The 21184-nt window shown below is 63.7% G+C and carries 18 protein-coding genes; 5 read left to right on the forward strand and 13 right to left on the reverse strand.

Annotation, left to right across the window (positions count from 1 at the left end; all coding sequences use genetic code 11):
* Nucleotides 1–31 precede the first annotated feature (31 nt).
* The gene (locus tag EJ076_RS27415; protein ID WP_126069959.1) at nucleotides 32–808 is read right to left on the reverse strand and encodes a DUF427 domain-containing protein; all 777 of its coding nucleotides are present in this window, start codon (nucleotides 806–808) and stop codon (nucleotides 32–34) included.
* A gap of 14 nt (nucleotides 809–822) precedes the next feature.
* A complete protein-coding gene (locus EJ076_RS27420) occupies nucleotides 823–2181 on the reverse strand; it encodes an LLM class flavin-dependent oxidoreductase (RefSeq protein WP_126069960.1) in 1359 nt (452 codons plus the stop codon).
* A gap of 190 nt (nucleotides 2182–2371) precedes the next feature.
* On the opposite strand from EJ076_RS27420, the gene EJ076_RS27425 reads away from it, so the two are divergent.
* The 3 genes from EJ076_RS27425 (at nucleotide 2372) to EJ076_RS27435 (ending at nucleotide 8200) form a co-directional block, all read left to right on the forward strand.
* Nucleotides 2372–4186 carry an ABC transporter ATP-binding protein gene (locus EJ076_RS27425; protein ID WP_126069961.1) on the forward strand — a complete coding sequence of 605 codons (1815 nt, stop codon included), beginning with the start codon at nucleotides 2372–2374 and terminating at the stop codon, nucleotides 4184–4186.
* A 171-nt stretch (nucleotides 4187–4357) separates the two neighbouring features.
* On the forward strand, nucleotides 4358–6259 hold the full coding sequence (locus tag EJ076_RS27430; protein ID WP_109660248.1) for an ABC transporter ATP-binding protein: 1902 nt from the start codon (nucleotides 4358–4360) through the stop codon (nucleotides 6257–6259).
* A gap of 48 nt (nucleotides 6260–6307) precedes the next feature.
* Nucleotides 6308–8200 (forward strand): ABC transporter ATP-binding protein, encoded by a 1893-nt coding sequence (locus EJ076_RS27435; RefSeq protein ID WP_126069962.1) that lies wholly within the window; start codon nucleotides 6308–6310, stop codon nucleotides 8198–8200.
* Between the two features lie 36 nt (nucleotides 8201–8236).
* Here EJ076_RS27435 and EJ076_RS27440 read toward each other — a convergent pair whose 3' ends face one another.
* The 8 genes from EJ076_RS27440 to EJ076_RS27480 all read right to left on the reverse strand — a co-directional run bounded on the left by EJ076_RS27440 (nucleotide 8237) and on the right by EJ076_RS27480 (nucleotide 16644).
* Nucleotides 8237–9019 (reverse strand): ABC transporter ATP-binding protein, encoded by a 783-nt coding sequence (locus tag EJ076_RS27440; RefSeq protein WP_126069963.1) that lies wholly within the window; start codon nucleotides 9017–9019, stop codon nucleotides 8237–8239.
* A 10-nt stretch (nucleotides 9020–9029) separates the two neighbouring features.
* Nucleotides 9030–9797, reverse strand: coding sequence for an ABC transporter permease (locus tag EJ076_RS27445; protein ID WP_164548748.1), 768 nt, complete (start codon nucleotides 9795–9797; stop codon nucleotides 9030–9032).
* Nucleotides 9798–9921: 124 nt separating this feature from the next.
* Nucleotides 9922–10929 carry an ABC transporter substrate-binding protein gene (locus tag EJ076_RS27450; RefSeq protein ID WP_126071157.1) on the reverse strand — a complete coding sequence of 336 codons (1008 nt, stop codon included), beginning with the start codon at nucleotides 10927–10929 and terminating at the stop codon, nucleotides 9922–9924.
* Between the two features lie 200 nt (nucleotides 10930–11129).
* Nucleotides 11130–12428: a hypothetical protein gene (locus EJ076_RS27455; protein WP_126069964.1), complete on the reverse strand. Its 1299-nt coding sequence runs from the start codon at nucleotides 12426–12428 to the stop codon at nucleotides 11130–11132.
* 107 nt (nucleotides 12429–12535) lie between these two features.
* A complete protein-coding gene (hutC, locus tag EJ076_RS27460) occupies nucleotides 12536–13267 on the reverse strand; it encodes a histidine utilization repressor (RefSeq protein WP_126069965.1) in 732 nt (243 codons plus the stop codon).
* 32 nt (nucleotides 13268–13299) lie between these two features.
* Complete coding sequence (locus EJ076_RS27465) at nucleotides 13300–14325, reverse strand: zinc-binding dehydrogenase (protein ID WP_126069966.1); 1026 nt, start codon at nucleotides 14323–14325, stop codon at nucleotides 13300–13302.
* Nucleotides 14326–14340: 15 nt separating this feature from the next.
* Nucleotides 14341–15663: a histidinol dehydrogenase gene (gene hisD, locus EJ076_RS27470; RefSeq protein WP_109660233.1), complete on the reverse strand. Its 1323-nt coding sequence runs from the start codon at nucleotides 15661–15663 to the stop codon at nucleotides 14341–14343.
* 207 nt (nucleotides 15664–15870) lie between these two features.
* Entirely contained in the window at nucleotides 15871–16644 is a 774-nt protein-coding gene (locus EJ076_RS27480; protein ID WP_126069967.1) for a glucose 1-dehydrogenase, read from the reverse strand.
* Between the two features lie 130 nt (nucleotides 16645–16774).
* Here EJ076_RS27480 and EJ076_RS27485 point away from each other — a divergent pair, with 130 nt between their 5' ends.
* Nucleotides 16775–17878 carry a histidinol-phosphate transaminase gene (locus tag EJ076_RS27485; RefSeq protein WP_126069968.1) on the forward strand — a complete coding sequence of 368 codons (1104 nt, stop codon included), beginning with the start codon at nucleotides 16775–16777 and terminating at the stop codon, nucleotides 17876–17878.
* 211 nt (nucleotides 17879–18089) lie between these two features.
* Complete coding sequence (locus EJ076_RS27490; RefSeq protein ID WP_126069969.1) at nucleotides 18090–18347, forward strand: hypothetical protein; 258 nt, start codon at nucleotides 18090–18092, stop codon at nucleotides 18345–18347.
* Nucleotides 18348–18485: 138 nt separating this feature from the next.
* On the opposite strand, the gene EJ076_RS27495 is transcribed toward EJ076_RS27490, so the two are convergent.
* The 3 genes from EJ076_RS27495 to EJ076_RS27505 form a co-directional block, all read right to left on the reverse strand.
* The gene (locus tag EJ076_RS27495; RefSeq protein WP_126069970.1) at nucleotides 18486–19169 is read right to left on the reverse strand and encodes an SGNH/GDSL hydrolase family protein; all 684 of its coding nucleotides are present in this window, start codon (nucleotides 19167–19169) and stop codon (nucleotides 18486–18488) included.
* 87 nt (nucleotides 19170–19256) lie between these two features.
* Nucleotides 19257–20210 carry an ABC transporter permease gene (locus EJ076_RS27500; protein ID WP_126069971.1) on the reverse strand — a complete coding sequence of 318 codons (954 nt, stop codon included), beginning with the start codon at nucleotides 20208–20210 and terminating at the stop codon, nucleotides 19257–19259.
* A 3-nt stretch (nucleotides 20211–20213) separates the two neighbouring features.
* Nucleotides 20214–21176, reverse strand: a complete 963-nt coding sequence (locus EJ076_RS27505; protein ID WP_126069972.1) for an ABC transporter permease — start codon at nucleotides 21174–21176, stop codon at nucleotides 20214–20216.
* Nucleotides 21177–21184 lie beyond the last annotated feature (8 nt).

Below are 21184 nucleotides of genomic sequence, written 5' to 3' on the forward strand. Positions count from 1 at the left end.
AAACCCCTGCTTTGAAATGAAGATTGAAAAGCTATGCGACGGGTTCGCCGTCGAGATGGATGCGGTCGACGGCCTGCGGATAGAAGGCGATGAGGCCCTTGATCTTCGGCATTTCCTCTATGGGATCCCGGTAGCTCCAGGCGATGTCCGGGCGCACCGTTCCGTCGCTCAGCAGGCCGGACCAGTAGGAGGCGATGCCCTTGTAGGGACATCGCGTCGTTGTGACGGACGCCGTCAGCCGCTCCAGCCGGATGTCTTCCGCCGGCAGATAGAAACGCGTCGGCAGATGCGTCTCGAACAGCAGCACCGGACGATGGCTATCGGCGATCGGCTCGCCGTCGAACCAGATTTGCACGTGGCTCGAGCTTTGCAGCACATCGATGCGTGCATAGGGATCGCGGGCATGGACAAAGACTTCCTCTTCCTCCTCGAACCATTGGTCGACGGCCTTCCAGGTGAAGGCGATGCGCCCGGCCAGCGGCGACAGGTTTTCATCCGGCGGCGAGACGAACGACCAGGCGGCGTTGGCGCTCCGTCTGTCGCCGCTGTCGATGTCCCAATAGGCGGTCTCGCCACCGACCGGGTGCGGTTCGCGATGCAGCGAGGGTTTCAGCACCGATGGATCGACCGCCGACGGCGGGAAGAAATAGATCGGCAGAAAATGGTTGGAGCGCAGCACCAGCACATTGCGGCTGTCGGCGATGGTGCGGCCGCCGAATTTGACGCGCACGCGCTTGGGGCTGTGCAGGACATTGACGAGCCGCGGCGCGGTTGCTTCGCGCGGCTGCAATCTTGGTGCGACGGTCATGGTCGTTCTCCCGGTCAGGACACGGCGCGCGCATTGTCGCGCTGTTCGGCGAAGCGGTTGGCGGGCCGCGCCAGGCCGAAGCGGTCGCGCAACGTTCCCGGCGCGTATTCGGTCGGGAATACGCCGCGGCGCTGCAGCTCCGGCACCACCTGTTCGGCGAAGTTCACCCAATCCTCGGGCAGCAGCGGGAACATCAAGTTGAAGCCGTCGGCGGCACCCGACACGAACCAGTCCTGCAACTGGTCGGCGATCTGTACCGGCGTGCCGGCGACGGTCGGCACCGAACCGCTGTTGGCGAGCTTGCGGGCGATCTCGCGCAGGCTGAGATTCTGCTTCGCCCACTGCTTGACGCGGTTGAGCGAGGTGCGCCCGCCATTGAAGGTGCTTTCGTCCGGCAGCGGCGGCAGCGGCCCGTCCGGCGGGAACACCGACAGGTCCAGCCCGCTCCAGCTGGACAGAAGGTCGATGCCGACCTGATCGGGCAGCAAGGTCTGCAGATACTCCTGCTTTTCCCGGCCTTCCGCCTCTGAAGCCGCGACGATCGGCAGGATGCCGGGCAGGATCTTGAAACTCTCCGGCCGCCTGCCATGGCGGGCGAGGCGCTCGTTGATATCCTGACGATATTTGATGCCATCCTCCTTGGTGCTGTAAATGGCGAAGTGCGCATCGGCCTGGGCGGTGGCGAAGTTCTTGCCGTCCTCGGACGATCCGGCCTGGACGATCAGCGGATGGCCTTGCGGCGGCCGCGAAACGTTGAGTGGGCCGCGCACCTTGAAATGCTTGCCCTTGTGATCGATGGGATGGACCTTGTCGGGGTCGGCGAAATAGCCTGACGCCTTGTCGATCAGCAGCGCCTCGTCTTCCCAGCTGTCCCACAGCGCCTTGACGATATCGAGGAATTCGGCCGCGCGCTCGTAGCGGAATGCATGTTCGATATTGCCGTCGCGGCCGAAATTGCGCGCTTCCTCGTCCATGGCCGAGGTGACGACGTTCCACGACGCCCTGCCCTTGCTGATGTGGTCGAGCGAGGCAAACATGCGCGCCACATTGTAGGGCTCGCTGTAGGAGCTCGACGCCGTGGTGATCAGGCCGATATGCTTGGTCACACCGGCCAGCGCCGACAACAGCGTCAGCGGTTCGAGGCGGGCATTGGCGTAGTGGGCGACGCCGCTCTTGACCGAATCCCAGATCGAAACGTGGTCGGCGACGAAGATCGTGTCGATCCTGGCGCGCTCGGCCGCCTGCACGAGATCGCGATAGAATTCGAAGTCCAGCACTTCCCGGCCCGGTGCCCGCGGATGCCGCCACGACATCCGATGATCGCCCTGCGGGTTGAAGAAAAAAGCGCTGAGGATCATGTGGTCTCGAGCCATGAAGGCCTCCTTCCAGATCTGCTCCGGAGACCATCGCGCTGCCTCGGCAAGCGGCGACAATCTCTGCTGATGCGAGAAAGGTAGATTGCGCTCGGGCTTAATCCGAGTAATTTTATAGAGATAATGCATTGCGAAAGCGGAAGCGATTGCCCTCGATCGCAGCCCTCGAAGAAAGTGGTTTCAAGTCCCCATGTCCTCCTCGGTTCTGAACGTAGACCAGCTGTCCATCGCCTATGACGGGCGCAAGGGATCACATCCCGCCGTCAGCGGCGTGTCGCTGCACATCGGCGAAGGCGAAGCGCTCGGCCTGGTCGGCGAGTCCGGATCGGGCAAAAGCTCGGTGGCGCTCGCCATATTGCGATATCTGCCGAAGAACGCCCACATCGCGGCGTCAGCGCTGGAATTCCAGGGCCGGGAAATCCGCGACCTTTCCGCCGAGCAGCTGCGCCAGCTCAGGGGAAATCACATCGCCGCCGTCTACCAGCACCCGGGCGCGGCGCTCAATCCAAGCATGACGATCGGCCGCCAGATCACCGAGACGATCATGCGCCACCGCCCGGTGCGCCTCGACGAGGCGCGCGAGCGTGCCGCCGAACTGCTCGGCCGTGTCCGGGTCAGCCATCCGGAGCGTGTGCTGGGGCTCTATCCGCACGAACTCTCCGGCGGCATGCAGCAGCGCGCCAACATTGCCATTGCGATTGCGCTCGACCCGTCGCTGCTGGTGCTGGACGAGCCGACGACGGCGCTCGACGCCAGCGTCCAGTCCGAGATCATCGCCATCCTGCATGACCTCCGCAAGGATCACAAAACCAGCATCCTTTTGATCAGCCACGACATCCACATGATCCGCCGCTCCTGCGACCGGGTGGCGGTGATGCAGTCGGGCACGGTGGTCGAAAGCGGCGCCGCCGGCGATGTCTTCGACAATCCTTCTCATGCCTACACAAAGGCGCTCATCGCCTCGATCCCGGCCATCAACTACACCAAGCGGGATGGAAGGCTGGCGGAGACCGATAGACCCGACCTGCCACCGCACCCGGCTGTCCAGGATGAAGACGCCGGCGCGCCCCAAGAGCGCCGGATCGCGATCGCCTGCAAGGACGTCAGCCATGCCTTCGGCAGCCAGCCAGTGCTGCACCACGTCGATCTCGACATCTGCCAGGGCGAAACCTTCGGGCTGATCGGCGAGTCCGGTTCCGGCAAGTCGACCCTGGCACGGATCGTCACCGGCCTGCAGACGCCTGATGCCGGATCGGTCGAGCTGTTCGGCAGGACAGTCGCGCCGCGCGTCGAGAAGAGGAACCTTGCCGAACGGCGCGACGTGCAGATGGTCTTCCAGTCGCCGGACCGCACGCTCAATCCGCGCCAGCGGATCGGCAGAATCCTCGGCCGCCCGCTGCGCCGGCTCGCCGGCCTGCGCCGGAGCGAGGTGAGAGCGCGCGTCAGCGACCTGCTGGCCTCGGTTCGCCTCGCCGGCATCACGGCCGAACAGAAATCGCGATCGCTGTCCGGCGGCCAGCGGCAACGGGCGGCCATAGCGCGCGCCTTCGCCGGCGTGCCGAAGGTCGTCGTGCTCGACGAACCCACCTCCGCCCTCGACGTCTCCGTCCAGGCGACCGTCCTCAACCTGCTCAACGACCTGCAGCGCGACAAGGACACGACCTATCTGTTCATCAGCCACGACCTCAGGGTCGTGCGCTACATGGCCGACAGGATCGGCGTGCTCTATCGCGGCCACCTCGTCGAAACCGGTTCCTCCGACCAGATTTTCCAAGGCCCCAATCACCCCTATACCGAGCTGCTTCTGGCCGCGTCCTCCAATGAGGTCGAGCCAAAGACATCCGCTCCCATCGAGATCGAGGCCGTTGGCATCCCGAATACGGGATGCTCCTTCGCCGACCGCTGCCCCCTAGTCCTGCCCGACTGCCGAAAGGCGAAACCATCAGCCAGAGAGGTCGCAGCCGGCCACCAGATTGCCTGCTGGCGGCACGGCCAGGGTTTTTGAACGGCTCGACAGCAGTCCGAAGGTCCGCAGAGCGGCACGTTTCCGTTCAGGCAGTGCGATGTCGGAATTGGCTCTTGAACGGCCAACTCGGACACGCGTAACATTGCGCCATCTGAATTGAGTCTGCTTTATTAGTCTGGGCTAACGTCCGGATTGGCTTGGATATTTTCCTTGAACACGCAAGCAATCGGCGGCGCGCCGGAGCGCGGCAAATCGTTTGCCCATGTGGCGGAAGCCTCCTGGGGCAAGGGCCTCAGCACCTTGCTCCGCATCGTGCGCATGACGCTGCGCCATCCCTGGCAGGTCGCCATCACCATCGTCTCGACCTTCATCGCGGCGACGCTGCAGCTTTTCATCCCGCGCCTGCTGGGACGCGCCATCGACCAGGCGCAGGGCGTGATGGCCGCGGGCGCCGGTGCTGCCGCGGAACAGGCGCTGTGGAACACGGCGCTGACGCTGCTCGTCGTCAGCATCCTGCGCGGCCTCTTCACCATGGCGCAGAACTACTATGGCGAGGCCGTCGGCCACCGCACCGGCTATGAACTGCGCCTGGCTTTCTATGAGAAGATCCAGCGCCTGAGCTTCGCCTACCACGACAGGGTCCATACCGGCGATCTCATCACGCTCGGCCTGCTCGATCTCGACGGCGTGCGCATGTTCTTTTCCACCGGCATCCTGCGCGTCGTGCTGCTCGGCGTGCTGATCGGCGTCGGCGCCTATCTCCTGATCAGCACCGATCTCGTGCTCGGGCTGCTCAGCCTGAGTTTTGTGCCGTTCGTCGCCTGGCGGTCCTCGGTCACCCAGCTGGCGTTGCGCAGCACCTGGCTGACTTTGCAGGAGCGCCTCTCGGTGCTGAGCCGGGTGATGGATGAGAATCTCGGCGGCATCCGCGTCGTGCGGGCCTTCGCGGCACAGCGGCATGAGCTGGAAAAATTCGACCGCGCCAAGCTGTCGGCGCTGGAGCTTGCCAATCAGCGCGTCGACATCCGCGTCTCGAACACCAGCGCCATGAACTTCTCGTTCCTGGCCGCCATGGGCCTGGTGCTCTGGTTCGGCGGCCAGAAGGTGATCGCAGGCCAGATCAGCGTCGGCACGCTGGCCCAGTTCCTCACCTTCATGACCATCCTGCAGATGCCGGTGCGCCAGCTCGGCCTGATGGTCAATTCCTTCGCGCGCGCCTCGACCTGCGGCACCCGCCTGTTCGAACTGCTCGATGCCGAGCTAGACATCGAGGACGCGCCCGGTGCCAAGGACCTCGTCGTCACCGACGGCGTGCTGCGCTTCGACAATGTCGGCTTCCGCTATGAGGGCGCGGGCGACCGCCCGACGCTGTCCGGCATCTCCTTCGAGGCGAGGTCCGGCGAGACCATCGGCCTTGTCGGCCCGCCGGGCAGCGGCAAGTCGACCATCGCGCACCTGATCCCGCGCTTCTACGACGTCACCTCGGGCAAGATCACCATTGACGGCCAGGACATCCGTGAGGTGACGCTGCAATCGCTGCGCAAGGCCGTCGGCGTCGTGCAGCAGGACGCGTTCCTGTTCACCACCTCGATCGAGAACAACATCGCCTACGGCAATCCCTGGGCGCGCGAGACCCGCATCGGACAGGCCGCCGAGTACGCCCAGCTGCACAACTACATCATCGGGCTCCCGGCGGGCTATACCACGGTCGTCGGCGAACGCGGCGCCTCGCTTTCCGGCGGCCAGCGGCAGCGCCTGACCATCGCTCGCAGCCTGATGCTACGGCCATCGGTGCTGGTCTTCGACGATTCGACCGCGGCCATCGACGCCGGCACCGAGCAGCGCATCCGGGCGGCCATGAAGCGCTTCGCCAAGGATCGCGTCACGCTGATCATCTCGCACCGGCTGAGTTCGCTGATGCATGCCGACCAGATCCTGTTCGTCGAAGGCGGCCGGATCGTCGAGCGCGGCACGCATGAGGAACTGCTGGCGCTCAGTGGCCGCTATCGCGCGCTCTACGATTTGCAGCTGCGGCCGGACGATGACCGGCCTGTCGTGGCGGGAGCAATTCCAGGAAAAGTGGAAACCGGTTTTCCCGGGAAAAGCGCGTAGCGCTTTCCCTTGGGAATTGCGTCAAAACTAAAGAGATAGAGCCGCGTGATGTCGACACAAAGCGACGACGACAAGGAAGACACCAGCGGCCGGCCAACAAAAGCCGTGGTCGGCTCGCATCGTGACGAGGAAGAGGTCTTCGGCAAGGCCTACGACCCGCGCATCGTCAGGCGCATCTGGAGCTTCGTGAAGCCGTATCAGAGCCGGATCTTCATCTCGGTCGCCGCGGTTCTGGTGTTCACGCTGACGCAATTGGCGATCCCGCTGGTCATCCGCTACGCCATCGACCACGGCATGACGGCGGGCAGGCTCGACCAGTCGGTGATGATCGCCGCGATCATCACTTTCACGGTGATCATCCTCATCAACTACGCCGCCAGCTATGTGCAGGAAAGCGTCGTCGGCAAGGTGGCCGAGAATGTGCTGTCCGACCTGCGCCGCGCCATGTTCAGCCACCTGCAACGGGTCTCGCTGAGCTTCATGGACAAGACCGAGGTCGGCCGGCTGATGTCGCGCCTGCAGGGCGACGTCAATTCAATGCAGGAATTCCTCGAGACATCTGTCATGTCGGTGGGCGACATCGTGCTGTTGTTCGGTATCGTCAGCGTGCTTTTGTGGCTCGATTTCCGGCTCGGCCTGCTGACGCTGTCGACCATGCCGGTGCTGTTCATCGTGCGCCTGTTCTGGCTGCCGCGCGCCAAGGTCGCCTTCATGGCCGCGCACGAGACCAATTCGATCGCCAACGGCGCGCTGGCCGAAGGCATTCATGGCGTGCGCACGGTGCAGAGCCTGGAGCGCCAGCACGTCAATTTCGACCTTTACGACGAGAAGGTGCTGGCCAATCTCAATGCCCATCTGACCTCGGCGAAATACGCGCAGGTGATGGTGCCGATCGTCGACACGCTGACCGGCATCGCCATGGCCACCGTCATTGTCGTCGGCGGTTCGATGGTGCTCTCGCACAGCCTCGACATCGGCGTCATGGTGGCGTTCCTGTTCTATATCCAGCGCTTCTTCGACCCGATCCGCTCGCTGACCATGCAATACAGCGTCATGCAGCGTGCCATGGCTTCGGGCCAGCGCATCTCCGAAGTGCTCGACGTGCCGGTCGACGTCAGCGACAGGCAAGGTGCGGTGGCGCTGTCGCGCGACATGGACGGCTCGGTCGAGTTCAGGAACGTCACCTTCGGCTATAGGCCGAACCAGCCGGTGCTGAAGAACATCTCCTTTCGCGTCAATCCGGGCGAGACCGTAGCCCTTGTCGGCCCGACCGGGTCGGGCAAGTCGAGCTCGATGGCGCTGGTGCACCGCTTCTACGACGTCTGGTCGGGTGAGGTCCTGGTCGGCGGCCATGATGTGCGCGACCTCACGCAGGATTCGCTCGGCGACCAGGTCGCGATGGTGCTGCAGGAGCCGTTCCTGTTCTCCGGCTCGGTGCTGGAAAACATCCGCTATCACAAGACATCAGCCAGCCGCGAAGAGGTGGTGCGCGCAGCACTTGCCGTCGGCGCGCACGATTTCATCGAGAACCTGCCCGATGGCTACGACACCGAACTCGAGCAGCGCGGCGGCAATCTCTCGCTCGGCCAGCGCCAGCTGATCAGTTTTGCGCGCGCACTCGTCGCCGATGCAAAGATCCTGGTGCTCGACGAAGCCACGGCCAGCATCGATTCCTACACCGAGATGCTGATCCAGAAGGCGCTGATCACCCTGCTGGAAGGCCGTACCGGGCTGGTCATCGCCCATCGTCTGGCCACCATCCGCGGCGCCGACCGCATCATCGTCTTGCAGAACGGCGAGATCGTCGAAAGCGGCAACCACGAACAGCTGATGGCAAGGAAAGGCCTCTACGCCCGCCTCTACAACATGAACTACGCCTCCTTCGACGACATTTCGGAAGGCGAGATGGAACTGGAAGCGGCAGTCGGCAAGGCGACGTGATTGGTGCCCCGAGAGCCGGCAAGTGACCGCGGGCGCCTACGCCATTTCGGGGCGTTTTGAGCCCTCGCGAATGGCCTTATGCACGCCGCGTTGCAGATCCATGAATGCAGGGCTTTCCATCACCTCTTCGCGGCGCGGGCGCTCGATATCGACGTTGAAGGTCTGCGTGATGCGCCCCGGACCGATGCCCATGACGACGATCCGGTCCGACAGATAGACGGCCTCCTCCACGTCATGGGTGACAAACAGGACGGTCAACCTGTGTTCCTCCCAGATCTGCGTCAGCAGTTCCTGCATCTGGTGTCGGGTCAAGGCATCGAGCGCGCCAAAGGGCTCGTCCATCAACAGCATCTTGGGGCGATAGGAAAGCGCACGCGCAATGGCGACGCGCTGTTTCATGCCGCCCGAGAGTTCGGCCGGATAGCGGTCGGCGCTACCGGAGAGCTTGACGAGTTCGAGATGCTCCAGCGCGATCCTGCGGCAGGTCGAGCGATCGTAACCGGCGGCCTTGAGGGCAAACTCGATGTTCTGCCGCGCCGTCAGCCAGGGAAGCAGCGTGTAGGACTGGAAGACGACACCACGGTCGAGACCCGGCTGCAGGATCGGCGCGCCATCGATGCTGAGATCGCCGGCGTCGAAGTCCTGCAACCCGGCCACGATCGACAGCAGCGTGCTCTTGCCGCAGCCCGACGTGCCGACCAGGGAGACAAACTCGTTGTCGGCAAGATCAAGGTTGATGTCGCGCAGCACTTCCGTGCGCCGCTCGCTGGTGCCGAAACTCTTGTGCAGACCCGCGATCCGCAATTTGGGGGGGCTCATCGGCTGGACCTCATTGCGAGCGGCCCTCTTGCTTGAACAGCACCCTTTCCAACGCCTTCATCACCTGGTCGGTGATGAGGCCGAGCAGGCCAAGCAGCAGAATGTAGCCGATGATGGTGTTGGTCTGGAAATAGCGCTGCGACACGGTGATGCGATAGCCCAGCCCCGATGTCGCGGCGACAAGTTCGGCCAGTACCAGCCAGGTCCATGCCCAGCCCAGGCTGATGCGCAGCGTATCCCAGATGCCCGGCAAGGCACTGGGCACGACGATGCGCGTCAGGATCTTGCGGTCCGGCAGGCCGAGCGTGCGCCCAAGGCCGATGAAATCGGCGGGAACCCGTTTCACATTGTCCATGATCATCAGCACCTGCTGGAAGAAGGTGCCGATGAAGATGATCAGGAACTTCTGCGAATCGCCGGTGCCCGCCCACAGGATGGAGAGCGGCACGAAAGCGACGACCGGCATGTAGCGGATGAAATCCACCAGCGGCTCGATGGCCGCTTCCCAGGAGCGGAAACTGCCAATCAGCACGCCGATCGGTATCGACAGGGCCGAGGCGATGAGGAAGCCGATGGAAATGCGGTACATCGAGGCTTTGAGGTCCAGCCACAACGTGCCGTCGGCCGCGAGCTTGGCGATCTGCATAGCGACACTGCCCGGCGACGGCAGGAAGATCGCCTTTACCAATCCCAGTCCGGTCGCCGCCCACCAGGCAAGGCCGAGCCCGACAAAGACGGCCACCGCGATGGTCAGGAAGCGCGACCTGGCGATGGGCACGCCGATCCCGGAGGATCGGCGGCGCCTCGCCGGTTTCGTGACCGGCTCCGATGTAGGACGAGCCGGATCCGTTTGAGCGGGACGCTCCCCGGGCATCTGCGTCACCACCGCGATCCGGCCTTGGTCATTCCGCCGCCTTGACGAAGGACGGGTCGATCATCTGCTCCGGCGTCACGTCGGCCTGCAGCAGCTTGGCGTTCTTGGCGGCGGCTTCGACATCGGCGAAGGTCTTGGTGGTGAAGTCGCCGGTCAGCGCCGTCTTGTTTTCGGCGAGCGAATAGTAGCGCACGCCATCAAAGGCGGTGTTGAGGTCCTTGACGTCCGAACCGACGGCCTTGGCGATGATGGCGCGGCCGCCGGGCGTGTCGGCATTGTAATCCTTGAGCGCCGCGTCCCAGCTCTTGATCATGGCCAGCACCTGGCCGGGTCGCGACTTGATCACCTCGTCACGCACCACCAGCACGTCGCTGATCAGGCCGGGATCCTCGCCGGCGGTGAACAGCAGCTTGAGATCCTTGTTCTGCGCCATGGCGACGGTGAGGTAGGGTTCATAGGTCACCGCGACCGGCACCTGGCCGGCGATCAAGGCGCTGCCGGCGTCGGACGCCGGCATCGGAACCGGCTTCACGTCGTCGATCGACATGCCGTTCCTGGCGAGTGCGTATTTGAGCAGGATGTCGCTCGTCGTGCCTTCCTCGAAGGCGACCTGCTTGCCCTTGAGGTCCGCGATGGAGGTGACGTCCTTGCCGGCGATGATGGCGTCGGCGGTCATGGAGACGTCGAGCAGCAGCACGATCTTCACGGGCAGGCCGGCCGCCACCATGCCCATCGCCGTGTGGGTGGCGATGTTGGCGGCGTCGAGCTGGCCGCTTGCAAGTGCTGCGTTGATGTCCTTGTCCTCGGCGAAATTGACGATCTGGACGTCGCTCAGCCCGTTTGTCTTGAACAGGCCCTTGGCCTCTGCGACATGCCATTGGCCATAGCCAAGCCACGGCTCGATGCCGATCTTGAACGATCCTGCCTCGGGCGTGGTGGGAATGGCCGCATCGGCCGCGTGGGCTGCCGGGGCAGCGGCGAGCCCGATGGCGGCGGCCATCACGAGCGCGCGAAATTGTCCTGTTAGGTTACGCATCATCTTTGTTCCCCTTGATGATCAGACCGCTTTTTCTAACCCAGGTAGCCGGTCTGGTGAGACTGCGGGTTTCTGCTCTTGCGGCACTGTGCCTCGGCGTCTTACCTGCCACTTCATGGTGAAGTGCGAGGATATTTCAGCGTCAGCGGGAGCGGATGTCAAGGCTAAAATACATACATGCATATACAAGTTGGAAAGACTCAATTTTCACGCTTTTCCGGATCGATCCGGTCGAGGAAAGCGGTCACCCGATCGGCCCCGGCAACGGGCTCGCTACCGACCATGACGGCGACTGAAAAGGCAATGAGGGAGGAGACCGGCGTGTGGCTGCGCGCGCCGGCGCGCAGGTTCATGACCAGCGTCGGCGACAAGAAAAGGCCCGCCCGCAGCACCGCGCGCCAATCGACCGGAAGCATGCCGCGCCGTTTGAGCTCCAGCAGCAATGGCTGCCACAGCGCTGTCGCCTTGACCTCCAGCAGATCGCGGCGGACAGGGCTCAGGTCCCAGTCGGTGTCGACATGGAGCAGGTTTCCGTCCAGCCGCGCCTGGGCGCGGAATGCCTCGGTCGCGGCCGCCGGATCATAGAGCCAGAACGGATGGGCGAAGATGTTGTGGAACGTCGCCTTCACCTCCGCCAGCAGCGTCGGGATATGCGAGCCGGCAAAGGCGGGATCGAAGAAGGACAGTTCCGCCCTCCCCGCCTTCGCCGTGTACCAGACATTGGCGTTGTGGGCGTCGCCATGCGCGACCACGCCGCCGGCATCGGCAAGCCGGTCCGACCGCAAGCGCACTGCCGCGGCATCGAAAAGCTCACCGACGCTGCTGGCATAGCGCTGGCCGTTGATGACGAATTTCAGCCGGGAAAATTGATCCCAATCCAGCTCAGCACCAGGAAAGACGAACGGCTTGCCGACATAGAAGTCGGCCAGCCGGCCGCCTGGCGACAAGCGTGTGTCGGCATCGATCAGGCGCTCATGAAACAGCCTGTGGATCGGCTCCGCCGCTACGTCCTCGACAGTCACGGGATGCAGCGTCTCCAGATAGACCTTGAGCAGCCTGGCCGACAGGTCGCGCTCGGCGAGAACCGCTTCACGCCGTTTCTCGGAATCATCCCGGGCATCCAGCGCGAACAGCACATCCGAAAATCTCGGATCCGTGCGGCGGTGATAGACAAGGATCTGCTCGCCGGGCTGAGCCGACATGTGCACCGGCTGATCGACCGGCAGGCCAGCGCGCGACAGGATCTCGGCGCGGTAGTACTCGCCCGTCATCGCCTCTTCCCGTTCCTCCTGATGGAACTTGAAGAAGTAGGCCTTGCCGTCGTCTTCGAAGAAGCCGTTCAGGGAATTGAGGCTGTATTTGTCGAAATTGATGCGCACATTGCGGGGGCGCATCGCGAACAGGTCGCCCAGCAGCGCCGCCAGCGCGCTTTGCGCTTCGGCAACATCATGCTGCGCGAGCGCCCGGATCCGCGCCGTGCGGCTCGGTATCGGCGTCATCTGTTGCTCCTTCCAGCCAGTTCGTCCGCCGAGGGCGAAATCATTCTCATCAGTACATGTATATACATTGACAGCAGAACCTCTCCGGCTGCATTCGCCCATTGCCATCAGCTGTTTTTGGAGGGGGAATAACGGCTGCCGAGCGAGTAGCGGCTGCCGGCATAAGTCAGCTTGCTGATCGTCGCCACCACCGCGCCCGTCCACGTCCGACGGTGCAGGAAAAGGCAGCAGGCACCGACGTCGATGCCCAGATGTCGCGCCGTCTCGGCATCGGCCGGGATCGCCGAAATGATATGCTCGACCTCGGTCACCGGGGTTTTCTGCATGAGGTAGTCATAGGTCGCCGTCTTCGAAAAATCCTGCTTGTCATAATCGGGGATGAGGCTTGGGTTGACGAAGCGCTCTTCCAGCTGCACCGGCAAATCATTCTCGAAATTGACGACGACCGAATGATAGATCGAGACACGCTTTGCGAACTCGAACGACAGCGCCAGCTCCTTTGTCGGCATGATGGTTTCGAGGACGAGGACTTCGGAGCGATGCCTGTTGCCGCGCTCGACAATCTCGGCTGCGATGTTGTTGATCTCGATCAGCGTCGATTGCGGCCGTGGTGGCGCGATGAAGGTTCCCACACCTTGCAGCCGGATCAGAAACCCCGCCGAGGTCAGCTCCCTGAGGGCCCGGTGAACCGTCATCCGCGACACGCCGAGCGACGCCACCAACTCATTTTCGGACGGCAGCTTGCGATCCTTGCCCCACCGGCCCGTTCCGATGTTCGCCAGGATGTAGTCCTTCACCTTCTCGTAGAGAGGGCTGGCCGTATCCGGCAAAGTGATCATTTCAAAAGTCCTTTCCGGCGATTTATCGGAAATCACGACTGCTCGACAGGTTGCGGCATGCGGATGATTGTTTTCAAGCCGTCGCTGCGACCCGCCAGCAGCCGCTGATAGGCGGCGGGAACCTCATCGAGGCCGATCTCCTGGTCGATCAGCGCCAGCAGCGGTTCGCTCAGGTCGCCCAGCATCCGCACGGCCTCGGGCAGTTCGTCGGCAAAGGCATGGCATCCCAGCAACCCGATTTCGCGTTCGACCAGCATGTTGGGATCGATGTCGAGGCGGCCATGGAAGATGCCAACCATGGCGAGCGTGCCGCCGGGATCGAGAACGCCGAGCAACTGATTGAGTGCAGCGATGCTGCCGGTCGCCTCGACGGCCGCGAGCAAAGGGGCATTGGCGGTTGCGGCGGCAATGGCATCCCGGTTCAGATCTACGATCGTCGCACCGGTCACCTGCGCCACTCGGGTGCAGCGGACCTGGTTGCGGTCGGCGACGAGCACGGTGCCGGCGAGGGTTCGCGACAGCAGCAGCGCGGCAAGACCGCCGATAGGCCCGCAGCCGACGACCAGCACCGCGCCTGCCGTCTTCGGCAGGCGCCGCACCGCGTGCAGCGCCACCGCCAGCGGCTCGGCCATCGCCGCGACCCGCTCGTCGAGCCCGGCATCGATGATATGCAAAAGCCGTGCGGGCAGCACCGCCTGTTCGGCAAATCCGCCGTCGCAGATCTCCCCCACGAAGCCCAGCGACGCGCAGAGATGCCGCCTGCCGGCTTGGCATTGCGCGCAGTCTCCGCACCAGAACCGGGAATCGGCGACCACCCTGTCGCCGATGGCGACGGTGTCGACGCCCGCGCCGATGGCGGTCACCGTGCCGGCCAGCTCATGGCCGGCCGTCGAAGGCGATCGGCTTATCCATTGGCCCGTGCGGAAATTGTGCAGGTCCGAGCCGCAAATGCCGGCAGCGTCGACCCTGAGCTTCACCCAGCCGGCATCCGGCGCGCCCGGCGCGGCGATATCCTCGACGCGCAGGTCACCAGGTCCATAGAGTCGAGCGGCCTTCATCGCGATCGTGTCCGCTCAGCCGGCGAGGTAGCGGTCGCGGATCTCCGAGACCGCGTTCTCATGCGAACTGAACCCTTCATAACGGGCGAGCCTGCGGGCGTGCAGGGCGAGTTCCGGATAGGCGGCCGAGGTGACATAGCCGACCGACGAACGCTTGACGAAATCCGTCACCGAAAGCGGCCCGTAGGTTCGCGCCCAGCGGCTAGTCGGCAGCACCGCATTGGGTCCGAGAACGAAGTTGGCCAGCGTCACCGGCGTGTGCGGACCCATCAGGATTTCGGCCGCCTCGGTGATACGCCCGAGATGCGCGAACGGCTCCTTCGACAGGATCTCGAGGTGCTCGGGCGCATAGTCGTTGATGAAGCGGTAGCTGTCTTCCAGCGACGCCGTCAGCACGATGCCGCCGCGCTTGCCGGTCAGCACCGCGCGTGAGAACTCCACACGCTGCTCGGTCATCCGCGACCAGTGCTCCGGGATTGCAGCCAATGCGGCTTCGGCGACCTTGCGACTGTGCGTCACCAGATAGGCCGAGGAATCCGGCCCGTGCTCGGCTTCGATCAACAGGTCGAGCGCGGCAAGGCCGCCGTCGACGCTGTCATCGGCAAAGATGATCGCTTCCGACGGACCGGCTGGAAGGCCTGTGTTGATGACCGACGACAGCACACTCTTGGCCGCCACCACCCACGGGCTGCCGGGGCCGACGATCTTGAGCGCGGGCTTCACCGTTTCCGTGCCGTAGGCGACGGCGGCGACCGCTTGCGCGCCGCCGCATTTGTAGACGGTCCCCACGCCAGCGAGGCGCGCGGCGACGAGCGTTGCGGCATCCACCGAACCATCCGATGTCGGCGGCGTCACGATAGCGATCTGCGGCACGCCGGCAATCACCGCCGGCACCGATGTCATCATCGTCACCGACGGAAAGGCGCCCTTGCCGCGCGGCACGTAGAGCGCAACGGACGCGATCGGCGTGTACCGGTCGCCGGCATAGGCCCCCGGCCGGACTTCCTTGAGCCACATCGTTTCCGGCTTCTGCTCCTCATGGAAATGCCTGATGTTGTCGATGCCGAACTGGATGCTCTCGACGACATCCTTTTCGACCTTGTCGAATGCCGCATCGAACTCGGCTTCCGACACCTGCAGTTCGCCCTCGGCGACATTGGCCTTGTCGAGTTCCCTGGCAAAGCGGATCAAGGCGGCGTCGCCTTCGTCCTTGACGGCCTGGATGATCGGCCGGACCTTCTCGACGAAGACCGTCAGATCGGCCTCGGCGCGCTTCAGCAGACTGGCGCGCTGGTCGGCATCGATGGATGACAAATCATGGAAGCTGATGTCGGACATGGCTGCTCGTTCTCCTGGAACTCTTGGAACGCAATGACGGTTGGCGCTGATCGGCCATAGTTCTGCAGGCCGACAGGTCGACCCGGGACAAGGATCAAAGCCATCGAGAGGCTTCACTCGGGCAAAAGTATATACATGTATGTATGATGGTCGCCAGCAATTTTTCCATCATCCTTCCGATCGAAACGACGCAGACAAACCGCAAGATCAGATCGAGGCGAGAAAGCCGCCATCGACCGGGATGGACTGGCCGGTTATGTAGGCTGCCGCATCCGAAGCGAGGAACACCGCGATGCCGTGCAGGTCGTGGAGGTCGCCGAAACGGCGCTGCGGGATCTTGGCCAGCATGGAGTGCTGCCATGCCTCGTTGCTGTAGAAAACATCAGTCATCGCTGTCCTGAAATAGCCCGGTGCGATCGCATTGACCCTTATGCCAAGCTCCGCCCACTCCGCCGCAAGCGCCCGCGTCATGCCGAGCAGGCCCGACTTCGACGAGCCATACGGCACCGCCGTGGGGATTCCGACTTCGGATGTCAGCGAGCACAGGTTGATGATGGCGCCAGGCCGCCCGGCGTCCCGCATCTGTCGCGCGGCGGCCTGGGCGCAGAAGAACGCTCCCTTGAGATTCGTGTCGACGATCCTGTCCCACAGCGCCTCGTCGACATCGAGCGAGGGCCGAACCTCTTCCACGCCGGCATTGTTGACGAGAATGTCGAGGCCGCCAAGCAGGCCGGCCGCCTCGTCGGTGGCTGCGCGGCAGCGGCCGACATCGGTGACATCGAGCGCGATGGCATGCGCCACCCCGCCGGCGGCGCGGATGGCTGCCACGGTGTCCTCCAGCGAAGCGAGGCTGCGCGCCGCGACCGCAACGTCGGCGCCGGCCGCGCTCAGCGCTTCGGCGATGCTGCGCCCGATGCCGCGACTGGCGCCGGTGACAAGCGCCTTCCTGCCGGAGAGATCGAAGAGAGAAGCATTGCGCATGTGATCCTCCTGGTCGGTGTCGGCTTCGGCATCAGTTTCGAGGCTATCAGATCAAGTTACATATACAAGCATATACAAACTATTTCAGCTGCGGTACTGATGACGAAATCCGCCGCAGAGGAGCCCGCCCGTGTCGAAAGCCTCGGATATGGTTCGCACCGAAGTCAACCGCCTTTCGCCCTACAATTCCGGGCTGACCATTGACGAGGTGCAACAACGATACGCGCCGGCCAGGATCGCCAAACTAGGTTCGAACGAAAACCCGCTCGGGCCAAGCCCGTCGCTGGCCACGACGATGCATGCCGGGTCCGAGATGTTCCGCCTCTATCCGGACCCTGCCGGACGCAAGCTGCGCCAGGCGATCGCCGACAAATATGCCGTCACCGAGGACCAGATTATCCTAGGCAACGGTTCCGAAGACCTTCTCTCCGTCATCAGCCGGGCCGTGTTGCGGCCAGGCGACGCCGTCGTCACGCTCTATCCGTCGTTCCCGCTGCATGAGGACTATGCGACGCTGATGGGCGCGACCGTCAAACGCGTTGCCGTCGACGACGATCTCACCATCAATGTCGACGCGCTGGTCGAGGCGGTGCGCGAACGGCCCCGCATGCTGCTGTTCTCGAACCCGATGAACCCGGTCGGCAGCTGGCTCTCCGGCGGCGATCTGTCGAGGGTTCTGGATGCGGTGAGCGACGAGACACTGATCGTCATCGATGAAGCCTATGCGGAATATGCCGAGGGCGACGACTATACGTCGTCCCTGCCTTACCTAAGCCGACGCGACCGGCCCTGGATCGTGCTTCGAACCTTTTCCAAGGCGTTCGGGCTTGCCGGATTGCGGATCGGCTTCGGCATCGTCGGCGACCCGGAGCTGCGCGCGCTGCTCGATCGTGTCCGCACGCCCTTCAATGCCAACGCCATGGCCCAGGCCGCCGCACTGGCGGCGCTCGCCGATGATGAACACCTCGCCAGGGTCGTCGCGCGGGCCATGGCGGAACGAGCACGCGTCGAGACTTTCCTCAAGAGCAAGGGGCTCGGCGTCGCCCCCTCCAGGGGCAATTTCCTGTTCTTCAACTGCCGGCAAGATGCCTCCGTCTTCGTCGAGGGCCTGCTGCGCCAAGGCGTCATCGTCAAACCGTGGAAGCAGCAGGGCTTCGACACCTATGTGCGCGTCAGCATCGGCTCGGCATCGGAGAACGACCACTTCATGGCCGTTCTGTCGGAGCTGTTGTGAATGCAGGTCTGGCGGATCGCTTCGCGCTCGGGGCTCGATCGTTGCCGCCCGATTTTGACAAGGCCTAAGCAAGGCTCGCCGGCCGCCGCGCTGTTCGTCGGTGACGACAGCGTATTTATTTGGCTTCGAGCCTGCCGCAGGCCTTAACTTTCGCGGCGCGGGTTTTTACATCCTAGGGGTCTGCAGATGATCGACGCTTGAGGAGGCTCCCTTGCAGCAACGAGATGACATCGCCGCCCGCCGATTGGGCATTCTCATCGAACAATATGTGGAAGCGCGCAAAAAGCGCTACGACTATGTGTCGACCGAGCAGGCCTATCAGGCCATCCGGCACGTCCTCAAACCCGCCATTCCCGATCGCGAACTCGACGACATGGTCGCCACGCTTGCCGTCAAGAACGGGCTGGCGGTCGTTTTCGACCGCCAGACCAAAGCGTCCGCCGATGATGTTCCGGGAACAAAGCCCTGATCAACACAGGTCTGCCACCGTCGAGCACCACATCGATACGGGGCCAAACGGCCCCGTATCGATGTGTATCGCCGGAGGAAACGAGCGATACACCTGCGCCCTGGGCCTGTGTGCCGCAAGCCGACGGGCGTGGCGGGTTCAAGCGGCGGTGCTGACCTTGCTCGGCTCGAGGATCGACTTGACCTTGTCGGCGACGGCGCGCCCCAGATCGGCGTTGTTTGCGGCAGTGAAATGAATGCCGTCGACACCGTCCGTGGTGACGAAATCGCCGGCATTGAGGAAGTCGATCTTCATGAAATCCGCCATCGCCTTGTACTGCCTGGCCAGATCCCTGGATTTTTCGTGACCGCCGCCAAACATGCCCTCGAACCACGGATCGGGCATCGGGGTCAGCGGCGGTGGCGCAATGACCAGCGCCCTCGGGGCCGGATAAGGAGTGCCGATGCCGCCGGCACTGGTCAGGATCTGCCCGACCAGTTTCGCCATTCCATTGGCGATCTCGTAGGGCGTCCGGCGGAAATACGACTTGGTGTCATTGGTGCCGAGCATCACGATGACCAGGTCCAGCGGCAGATGGCTGGCGATGGCCGAGGGCAGATAGTTGGCCCCGTTCAGGCGCGGATCGTTGGGGTCGTCGAGACAGGTCGTGCGTGCGCTCAAGCCTTCTTCGACGATGTGATAGCCCGCTCCGAGCGCCGCCGCCATGACGCCCGTCCAGCGCTGGTCATAGGGATAGCGGAGGGTCGGTGAGCCCTCCTTGACCGGAACCCAGCCCCAGGTGAGCGAGTCGCCGTAGCACATGATGTTTTTTGGCGGTGACATCCATGTTTCTCCATCTGTTTGCCAATTGTCTGAACGCGCGGTTCGGTCCGGGCGGACGCCGGTGCGGTTTGCCTTCGCTGCTTCAAGTCAGGGGGTTCGCACGCGCACTCCATAGAAGATCGCCGCGCCGAGGATGATGACGCCCTGGGCGATCAGCTTGCCGGGCTCGTCGATGCCGAGCACCGTCATCACCACGAACAGCAGCGCAAAACACAGCGCACCGAAGAAAGGCCCCCAGACGCCGCCGTCGCCACGGCCGAAGACGACGCCGCCAAGGATCGTTGCCGCGACGGCCAGGATCGGCAGGTCGAGACCGACGCGGACGCTGCCGACAGCAATCGAACCTGTCTGCACCAGGGCCGCGATCGCCGCGATCAGGCCGGCGAGCGTATGCGCCAAGATGACCGTGCGCTGAACCGGTACGCCGGAAAAATGGGCTGCTTCGGCATTCTCTCCGACCGAGGCGACGTAGCGGCCAAACACCGTCCGCGACAGCAGCAGCCACACCGCGGCGGTCAGCAGGATCCAGAACAGGACAGGCGTCGGAACCGACAGGAATTTCGTGTTGTAGAGGTCGTTGAACAGCTTCGGCACGTCGCCAGGTGGATTGCCACTCGACAGGAATTGCACCAGCCCGACCAGGATGATGCTGACCGCCAGCGTGACGATGACGGCCGACACCCGCCGGTTGCCGATCATGAAGCCGTTGAACAGGCCGATGACGAGGCCCGTGGCGAGCGCCAGCACGACGAAGAATGGCAGCGACGCGCCCGGGAAACTGCCCGACGAGATGAAATAGTTGATCAAGAGGATGATGCCGCCGCCGGAGAGGTCGATCGACTTCACCCGCATGACGACGAGCTGCCCCAGCACCAGGATACCGAGCGGGACGATCTGCCTGATGAAGATGCCCATGATGTTGAGGTTGAGCATGTTCGGCCGTGCGATCCACAGCGTGGCCAGCAGCACGAGGAAGACAAAATAGGACGGCGGTATGCGCAGCAGTCGTCGGGCGATCGGATTTGCGAGAACGGCAGCCATTGCTCAGAGCCCCATCTTCTTGCGGGATTGCAGCCCGACCACCGCCAGCAGGATGCCGCCCTTGATCGCCGTCTGGACGAAGGGCGAGACGTTGGCGAGGTTCATGCCATTGGCCAGCAGCGCCATGACCAGCGCGCCGATCACCGTGCCGTGCAGGCTGCCTATGCCGCCTGAGAGCTGGGTGCCCCCAAGGGCCACGGCGGTGACGGTGTCGAGTTCGAAAAGCAGCCCGACATTCGGATCGCCCGACACGATGCGCCCGGCCAGGAAGACACCGGCAACGGCCGCGAAACAGGAACAGACCACATAGGCGAGGATGATGTTGCGACGGTCGGCCACGCCGAAATTGCGGGCAGCACTCTCTGCACCCGAAGCGATGCCGCCGCCGATCGCAAACAGATGCAGCCCGTATCGCGATCCGTAGAGCAGCTTCCACGCCACCAGGATCACGACGATGCCCCAGAAAACCGGATAGGGAATGCCGAGGAAACTACCCGAGACGGCGGCGATGACGATCTCCGGCACGGTGCCGCCGGAGACGGGACGCAAGATGCGCGTGACGCCGAGCACGATGTACTGCGTCGACAGCGTCGCGATGATCGGATGGACGTTGAAGCGGGTGATCGCCAGGCCGTTGATCAAGCCGATGAATGCGGCCAGCACGAAGACCGCCGGGATCAGCACGATCGCCGGCTGGTCGAGCGCCAGCACCGCCGTGGTGAAGCTGATGACCGAGCCGATCGACAGATCGAGCCCGCCGATGAGCACGACGACGAGTTGCCCGATCGCCGCGATGATCAGCGGCATCGCCTGGGCAACCAGGTTGAAGAGGTTTTCAGCCGTGGCGAACTGTGTCGTCTCGACGGTCAGCCACAGCGAAATGAACAAGGCGACCAGCAGCGGCAGGCCCCACAGGCCCTGCCGCGTATTCCGGCCACTCAGGATGTTGAAAAGCGAACGATGCATGGAGGCCC

It is taken from the genome of Mesorhizobium sp. M7D.F.Ca.US.005.01.1.1 (assembly GCF_003952545.1).
Lineage (GTDB): Bacteria > Pseudomonadota > Alphaproteobacteria > Rhizobiales > Rhizobiaceae > Mesorhizobium > Mesorhizobium loti.